The organism is Streptomyces sp. NPDC059679, assembly GCF_042734105.1.
Taxonomy (GTDB): domain Bacteria; phylum Actinomycetota; class Actinomycetes; order Streptomycetales; family Streptomycetaceae; genus Streptomyces.
On sequence record NZ_JBHWES010000108.1, the window covers coordinates 20,055 to 27,460 of the forward strand.

Here is a 7,406-nt window from a genome sequence, read left to right on the forward strand (position 1 = left end):
CGGCGGCCGCCCCATGACTCAAGGTGGCCGCCGCAGCAAGACACGAGAAAGAGGTTATCCGCTGACTCGGGCCTGCAGGTAGTTGCTGAGCAGACGCACGTCGTTGGACGTGTTCTGCAGGCTGTTCCAGTTGCGCTCCTGGCCGTCCACGAAAGTCCACTTGCCAGAAGTCCAGGCCACGTGCTCTCCCAGTCCGCGCACCACGGACCGAACGTGATCCCAATCGACCTCGTCGACCGGGACGTCCGCAGTAAGTTCGTCCATGACAAAGCCCATGGCCTGGATGCCGACCCCATGGGTCAGCCTGGACTCCTTCGGGGGCCGGTTCCACGCATCACGGAAGATGCTTGCCACTGGTGTCCAGAACGCAAGCAGGTGAGCCAGCATCCGCTCCTCGTCCCCGGTACCGTCCTCAGCGTTGCGATACTGGTACAAGGCGCCCTCGTAGATGCTGTGCTCCAGCATCTTCAGGACGCTGTTGTCCTTGATGTTGCCAGTGGGGGAAGTGGGGCTGCTGATCCTCCCGCTGAAAGGGCCCTCCCCCATGTTCAGGAGGACCATGAGCTTCGCGGCAAGTTGGCGGCGCGCGTACGAACGCGGCAGCTTGCCGGTGGTCTCGGGTAGAAGCTCGTACACAAGCCCTTTGGGCAGCGGCTTGGTCGAGTTGACCAGGATGAACTGCGACCGCTGTTCTTCCTGTTCGGCGGCGATGAAGCCCACGGCAGCGACGGGGAACGAGTCGAGGTCAGCATCTCTGATGGCTGCACTGCGCTGCTGTCCATCCACGAGCCAGGCTGGCTTGTCTTCATCGGCCAGTGACTCGTCGATTGGAATGATCAGTTCTCCGGGGATGGAGTAGTCGACGTCGCCGCCACGGGCCGCGGCCTTGAATGTCACTCGCTCGTCGAATGCGAGGACCAGGGCATTGGGGAGCATGGCTCCGTCGGACTCGAGGTAGCGGCGGATTGCGCTGATGTGGCTGAGGACCTCGGGCCTCTGGTACCCCTGCAGTTGCTTCTTACCGTCACGTCGGATGCGTGAGACAGCAGCGAAGTCGTGCAGTCTCTTGCCGTCGACGGCGAAGCAAAAGATCTCCTTGCTGCCTTGGAGCACCTTGAGCGCGGGAACCTTCAACACGTAGCGGTCGGCCACATTATCTCCTGTTTGGACTAATTTGAGCACTGTGCGCGATCCGGGCGATTATGTGAGCGGCAGCTTGCGCATCTTCGCCTCGAGTACCGTCAAGTTATGGAATCCGCGGCGCTTATTTCGCTCTGATCCGCGGAAGATGACCATCTCGATCTTATGCTTCGAACACAACTTGCATGAGCAGTCGCGCCAGGGCCGGTCAACAAGAGTTTTCTTGTAGTCCTCGACCCTCTTCAATTTTTTGTCATCGCCGAGGAGTGCTTGATAGGAACGGAGTGCATCCATTACCTCGTGAACTTCCACGCCCTCGTCAGCATCATAACTGCGCAGCAATTTGAGACACTGCCGCTCGGCTTTAATCGCTTCCGATTGTGATACCATCCCGGCAAGGATCAGACGTTTGAGGGTAGGGTTTCCGTCGACCTGCGGTACCCTTATTGCCATGTACGAGCCATCAGGCGTGTGGTAGTTGTTCCGTTCGTCCATGAATGCCTGACGGAATGCCGAAGTACTGTCGAAGCTGGTGACATGGTACTTAGCGAACTCTTCCATGCTGTCGACGCGCGTAATCCCCAACAGATGGAATTCGACACCTTGCTCGCGGACTTCGGAAATTCTTTTTAGACAGTCTACAATTTCGTGAGTCTTCAATGGGACCATCCCACCCAGGGCGATCCTCTTATATCCCATCTTCTGAAGTTGGACAACGCTATCTGCATAGCTGTCTGGACTCCACCCCTGGGCTGCACCTACTGGCTCTACCTTTTCTTTCTCATTCAAGGTTTTTCTGTTGCGTTTTTCAGCCTCCTTGATGAACGCTTCCGCCAACTCAAGTGAAATTTTTCGACGATTCCGCCAAGCCTCGTCAGCCTCATGCTCGGATGCATCGGGCTTGTACCCGAAGATCACATGGTCGATACTGATACCCGAGTTGAATTTACACCGGAAGTAGAAGTCGAGAACTTCGTCCACACGATACGGAGGGCGCTCTTCATTGATGTAATTGAACGCACCACAGTCACCAAGGCTTCTCATCCCTGGAGGAAGCGCGAAGAATTTATGCACTCCGTCTCTGTAGAGTCGCCTCTGCTGGCCGGCGGTGTACTTTCCTGACCCTTTAACCGACCCATCGACGATGGCCTTGCTCACCAGTAGCCCGTCATACGGGGCTGGAGTTACCGCCTGGTGTGCGTAGAAGTCATCCCTCTGCCGGACTCGCCCATCCATGTATTCATCTTTGATGAAGTTATACGTGGGGCTGACCTGGTCTTGGCTATCGGGGAAGTAGAACTTCACGACGGGCTCATCCTCGACTGAAGGTAGATTCGAATCAACAGATTTGACAGGGTGCTGATATGACGTGGTGTATTTTGCAGTTCGTTCCAGGGAATGTTGAGCTCCGGCCAGCGCCCTTTGGTCCAGTGGCAGTTGTGCTTGACTAGTTCTAGTTCTGCCATGGCCTTGTCATATGCGTCTTGAGATCCGATGTCTGCAGCCCCCAGCACGCGGTCCATGACCCGGTCCATGAGACGTCCCATTGAGCGAATTCCTACGCCGTGCATGAGTCGACTTTTTGCTGGCGAGAGTCCCCAAGCTTCTGGGAAGGTATCTCTGACAGCGGTCCAGTAGACCACGAGGATGTCTCTCATCGCCGCAGTGTCGGTGGTCCCGTTGGAAAGATTCTTGTACGGAAAAAGAACTCCAGAGGGAGAGAGTGACTCCTCGATAGCAGAGATGAGGCTGTTGTCCTTGACGACCGCCTCAGACTTTCTATCGCCGACCGTTGATGCCTGCTTGATCAGTCCTCTGAACGGTGAATCGCTGTCTTGGTTTAGGGCATTGACGAGTGCGGATGGCAGTTTCCGGGCGGACAGCCTGGTGGGCAACCTGGTGTTGACTTCGGGCAGGAGTTCCGACACCAGGTTGGTGGGAAGAGGCGACACCGTGTTGACGCGGAGGAACTGGTCACGTTGAACTTCGAGGTCTTCAGCAACGAATCCGGCAACGGTGATGGGGAGCTTCGACCGCCTAGTGCGTGCGAGAGCAAGGCTCCGTTGTTGTCCGTCCACGATCAGGGCTGGGCGAGGCGCCTCGTCGGAGTCCGGCAGTGGGATCTCGATGGTTCCGATCGTCGCCAAACCGTCGGTGCTATTGGGGCCTCGGCTGCCCTTGAACCGGACTGAGGAGGGGAGGGCGAGGATGAGGCCGTTGGGAAACAGGACGTCCTCGCCGTCCAGGTAGTCAAGGATCTGCTTGACGTGTTGCTTCTTCTCGGGCCGCTGGTACCCGAGCAGCTTCCCTGCCTCGTCACGGGAGATCCGTGCGACGTCGGCCACACGGTCTACCTCTCCGGCCTGCAGGGCGAAGAGATAGAGGGGGATGCTGGGGTTCTGTGCGATGCGCAGGGCTCTGCGCCGGATGAGATTCTCCGTCACCGCTCCCCCATGGTCTGGATATACAGGTTCGCGAAGCGGCTCTGCTCGCAGGCTCGGCCCTCGTCCCGGAGTAGGCGAAGCAGGCGCGTGCGCGAGATGCCGGGCTGAGACGCGGTCCGCTGTTGGATAAAGGCGACGACCTCTCCATCAGCCATGGGTTCGCGATTGTGCTGCTCGGGCACCGACCTGCTCGTCGCCCACTTCTTCCAGGAGTCCATAGTGGCCGTTGAGGTGAGGTGGCTGTCCTCGCATAGCTGGAGCCAAGAGGCAGCCATGCGCACGTTCAGGCTCGTCAGCGTTCCGCCCAGTGAGCGCCTGAGCCCTGCGTCGGCTGGGACTCTGCGGATGCCGGCGATCTCGTCCGCGCCCCCGAACAAGAGCGCCTCGCTCGCGACCGCGGCCAACTCGTACAGTTCCGCCTCCATGGCCTTTGCGTAGGCCTGGGAGAGCACCATCAGGACAGGGCCGGCCTTCCCGAGTTCCTGGAGCGTTACACGACCTGTCCCTTCTTGCAGGCGGCCCCACCACTGGGCACTGCCTTCTGCGGAAGTGGCCACCGAGTCGGCGTGTCGAGTACTGAAGGTTGCCGCGTACGAGGGGGCCGACGCGGATACTGGCTGAAGGCCAAGGCCAGCGGACGCCACCCACAAGTCTGCTGTGAATCCTGCTTCGGTGGCCGCGTCACGAAGCCCCAGCGCCTGTGTCCAGTGGTCGCCACGGTAGAGCTCGGTGAGCGAGTGCGTGTGCGGGGCGTTCTTGACACGTTTGTTCCAGAGCGCTGCCCGTTCGTCCAAGGTCCCGGCGGGGAGGGACCTCGCATACAGTGCGGCTTCCGGCACAGCAGCCTTGCGGTCCGTGCAAGTGACGACCAGCGTTAGTTGCCTCACGCAGCCCTACTCCCCGACGAGCATAACTAGAAGTTTGTTGTCGTTACTCTACCTGCTAGTTTTGGCGCTCACGGTTCAGCCCTACACAGATCTGACTAGGGAGCAAGGCATGGCGGAGCGGCCCGCGATCGTTCTACTGAGTGGCGGCCTGGACTCGACGACGGTTCTGGCGATCGCCAAGGACCAGGGCTACACGCCGTACGCGCTGAGCTTCCGCTACGGACAGCGGCACAGCGTGGAGCTTGAAGCTGCGAAGCGCGTCGCAGCCGCGCAAGGGGTTGCGCGCCACGTCATCGCGGACATCGATCTGCGAGTTTTCGGTGGCTCTGCTCTCACGTCTGACATCGACGTTCCAAAGCACGAGTCCCTGGACGACGCCAGCAACAAGGAAACTGGCAGCAGCGTGCCTGTCACGTATGTGCCGGCACGCAACACGATCTTCCTCTCCTTCGGGCTGGCCTACGCGGAGACGGTCGGTGCGAACGACATCTTTACTGGCGTGACCGCAGTCGACTACAGCGGCTACCCGGACTGCCGCCCGGAGTACATGGACGCCTACGCCAAGATGGCGAACCTCGCGACCCGTGCGGGCGTCGAGGGAACACAGGAGCTCAAGATCCACTCGCCACTCATTGCCATGCCGAAGGCCGGAATCATCCGCGAGGGGTTGCGACTCGGCGTCGACTACTCCCTGACGTCTTCGTGCTATGACCCGGACGAGCAGGGTCAAGCATGCGGGCACTGCGAGACCTGCCTTCACCGCCTCAAGGGCTTTGCTGAGGTCGGCGTCGCCGACCCGGTGCGCTACCAGGACGCGTGACAATGGCCTACCTGGTCAAGGAGATCTTCTACACCCTCCAGGGCGAAGGCAGTCACGCAGGTCGTCCAGCCGTTTTCTGCCGCTTCTCCCGGTGCAATCTCTGGACGGGATTGGAGAAGGATCGTCACCGTGCGATCTGCCAGTTCTGCGACACAGATTTCGTCGGAACTGACGGGGAGGGTGGCGGTCGCTTCGCAACCCCGCACGACCTCGCTCAAGCCGTGGAACAAGCATGGCCGTCGTCCTCCAGGGAGCACCGCTTCGTAGTGTGCACCGGCGGCGAGCCGCTCCTGCAACTCGACGAAGCAGCGATCGACGCACTGCATACCCGGGGCTTCGAAGTCGCCGTCGAGACGAACGGCACCCGTGTACCGCCAAAAGGCATCGACTGGATCTGTGTCAGTCCCAAGATCGGCTCCGAGTTGGTCGTAACCAGCGGCGACGAACTGAAGCTCGTCTACCCACAGTCGGGCGGTGACCCCAGCCAGTTCGAGCAGCTGGCTTTCCGGTACTTCCGACTCCAACCCATGGACGGCCCGGACCTTGAAACTAACACCAGGGCATCGGTCGAGTACTGCATGAAGAACCCGCGCTGGATTCTCTCTCTCCAGACGCACAAGTATCTGGGAATTCAGTAATGGAAATCTTCCGCGAGTTCACTTTCGAAGCCGCTCACCGACTGCCCAACGTGCCCGAGGGGCATAAGTGCGCGCGCCTGCACGGCCACTCCTATAAGGTCATCGTCCACGTCGAAGCCCCCGTCGCCCCTGAGGCAGGCTGGGTCATGGACTTCGGAGACCTCAAAAAGGCCTTCGAACCCATCGACGCCCAACTCGACCACTACTACCTCAACGACATCGCAGGGCTGGAGAACCCGACCAGCGAGGTCCTTGCCCGCTGGATCTGGGAACAGCTGAAGCCCACCCTGCCCGATCTCTCCGCACTCACAGTCCGTGAGACCTGCACGTCCGGCTGCACCTACCGGGGCAAGTAAGCATGCACGACATCCAGAACGAGACCGACTCCCGCGGCATCGAAATCAACGACGTCGGCATCAGCGGCTTGCGGTACCCCCTGCACTTCGAGGACGGTCACCTGCGCCAAGACGGCATCGCGGAACTCGAAGTGACGGTCCGACTGCAGCATGACCGCCGCGGCACCCACATGAGCCGCATGGTGGCCCTCGCTCATGAGCACCTGCGTCGATTCGACCCCCGAAAACTGCCGCACGTCCTGAAGGTCGGGGCGGACCTTCTGAACGCACCTGCGCTCCGCATAAAGATCGACATCCCATTGAGCACGACCGTGGTGGCGCCTGCAAGCGGCCAAGAATCGTGGCAAGTCCACGACATCCGTTTCGAAGGCCATTGGGAAGACGGCAACGCGACGTTGATCACCTCGGTCACGACTGAGGTAACGAGCCTGTGCCCATGCTCGAAGGCCATCTCAGATTACGGCGCACACAATCAGCGCAGTCGCGTCACGCTCTCCGTGACAGGCCATGGGGACACGACCTACCCACTGGCGGTGCAGGAAGCTGTTCAACTTCTTGAGCGATGTGCCTCCGCACCGATCGTGCCCTTGGTCAAGCGCCCCGATGAGCGCGTCCTGACAATGCAGGCGTACGACCACCCTGTGTTCGTCGAGGACATAGCGCGGAACGTCAGTGAAACGTGCCGCAATCGAGGCCTGATCCACACAGTGCGCGTGCGAAACCTTGAGAGCATCCACAGCCACGATGCCGTCGCTCTCATTACAGGGTGACGGCTGGCGGCGCTAACTGCCCAAAGTCTTGAAGACCGTCGCGTCGCCACAGAGGAACCTCCGCCCGCGGAGCCTTCCGGTGGACAGCGGACTTCAATAGACCTCCTCGCGCGGTAGCGTACGGAAGGATCAGTCATCTGCCAGGCCTTCTTCGCCTGCACCGTCAATCCGCCGACGAGGCTGAGAAGTCGCACGCCCGACCTCCACTGATGATGTCTCGACCGTCAGATGATCGGTCCTTGTCGAACGCACGGTGGCCACCAGCATCCGGGACCTGGCCGCCCCGACGTGCAGTCGCTTCCGTAGCCTCTCAGCAGAGATCGGCCGTTGATACGTCTCCCAATGCCACGC

The 7,406-nt window shown here is 60.3% G+C and carries 8 protein-coding genes; 4 read left to right on the top strand and 4 right to left on the bottom strand.

Annotated elements, in window-relative coordinates; all coding sequences use genetic code 11:
* Window positions 1-54: 54 nt before the first annotated feature.
* The 4 genes from dbpB (ACFV2X_RS52370) to ACFV2X_RS52385 are packed head-to-tail and all read right to left on the bottom strand — an operon-like array spanning window position 55 to window position 4,471.
* Window positions 55-1,152, bottom strand: a complete 1,098-nt coding sequence (gene dbpB, locus ACFV2X_RS52370; RefSeq protein ID WP_385630624.1) for a DGQHR domain-containing protein DpdB — start codon at window positions 1,150-1,152, stop codon at window positions 55-57.
* 48 nt (window positions 1,153-1,200) lie between these two features.
* The gene (dpdA, locus tag ACFV2X_RS52375; protein ID WP_385630625.1) at window positions 1,201-2,445 is read right to left on the bottom strand and encodes a tRNA-guanine transglycosylase DpdA; all 1,245 of its coding nucleotides are present in this window, start codon (window positions 2,443-2,445) and stop codon (window positions 1,201-1,203) included.
* Window positions 2,442-3,584 carry a DGQHR domain-containing protein DpdB gene (gene dbpB, locus ACFV2X_RS52380; RefSeq protein ID WP_385630627.1) on the bottom strand — a complete coding sequence of 381 codons (1,143 nt, stop codon included), beginning with the start codon at window positions 3,582-3,584 and terminating at the stop codon, window positions 2,442-2,444. The genes dpdA and dbpB (ACFV2X_RS52380) overlap by 4 nt, the downstream gene beginning before the upstream one ends.
* Window positions 3,581-4,471 (bottom strand): hypothetical protein, encoded by an 891-nt coding sequence (locus ACFV2X_RS52385; RefSeq protein WP_385630629.1) that lies wholly within the window; start codon window positions 4,469-4,471, stop codon window positions 3,581-3,583. Before ACFV2X_RS52385 ends, dbpB (ACFV2X_RS52380) begins: the two co-directional genes overlap by 4 nt.
* Window positions 4,472-4,580: 109 nt before the next feature.
* On the opposite strand from ACFV2X_RS52385, the gene queC reads away from it, so the two are divergent.
* From queC to ACFV2X_RS52405, 4 genes are read left to right on the top strand one after another with little or no spacing between them, the layout of a single operon-like run.
* On the top strand, window positions 4,581-5,291 hold the full coding sequence (queC, locus tag ACFV2X_RS52390; RefSeq protein ID WP_385630632.1) for a 7-cyano-7-deazaguanine synthase QueC: 711 nt from the start codon (window positions 4,581-4,583) through the stop codon (window positions 5,289-5,291).
* A 2-nt stretch (window positions 5,292-5,293) separates the two neighbouring features.
* Window positions 5,294-5,929, top strand: a complete 636-nt coding sequence (queE, locus tag ACFV2X_RS52395) for a 7-carboxy-7-deazaguanine synthase (RefSeq protein ID WP_385630634.1) — start codon at window positions 5,294-5,296, stop codon at window positions 5,927-5,929.
* Window positions 5,929-6,285, top strand: coding sequence for a 6-carboxytetrahydropterin synthase QueD (queD, locus tag ACFV2X_RS52400; protein WP_385630636.1), 357 nt, complete (start codon window positions 5,929-5,931; stop codon window positions 6,283-6,285). The genes queE and queD overlap by 1 nt, the downstream gene beginning before the upstream one ends.
* A gap of 2 nt (window positions 6,286-6,287) precedes the next feature.
* Window positions 6,288-7,055 carry a GTP cyclohydrolase I FolE2 gene (locus tag ACFV2X_RS52405; RefSeq protein ID WP_385630639.1) on the top strand — a complete coding sequence of 256 codons (768 nt, stop codon included), beginning with the start codon at window positions 6,288-6,290 and terminating at the stop codon, window positions 7,053-7,055.
* Window positions 7,056-7,406 lie beyond the last annotated feature (351 nt).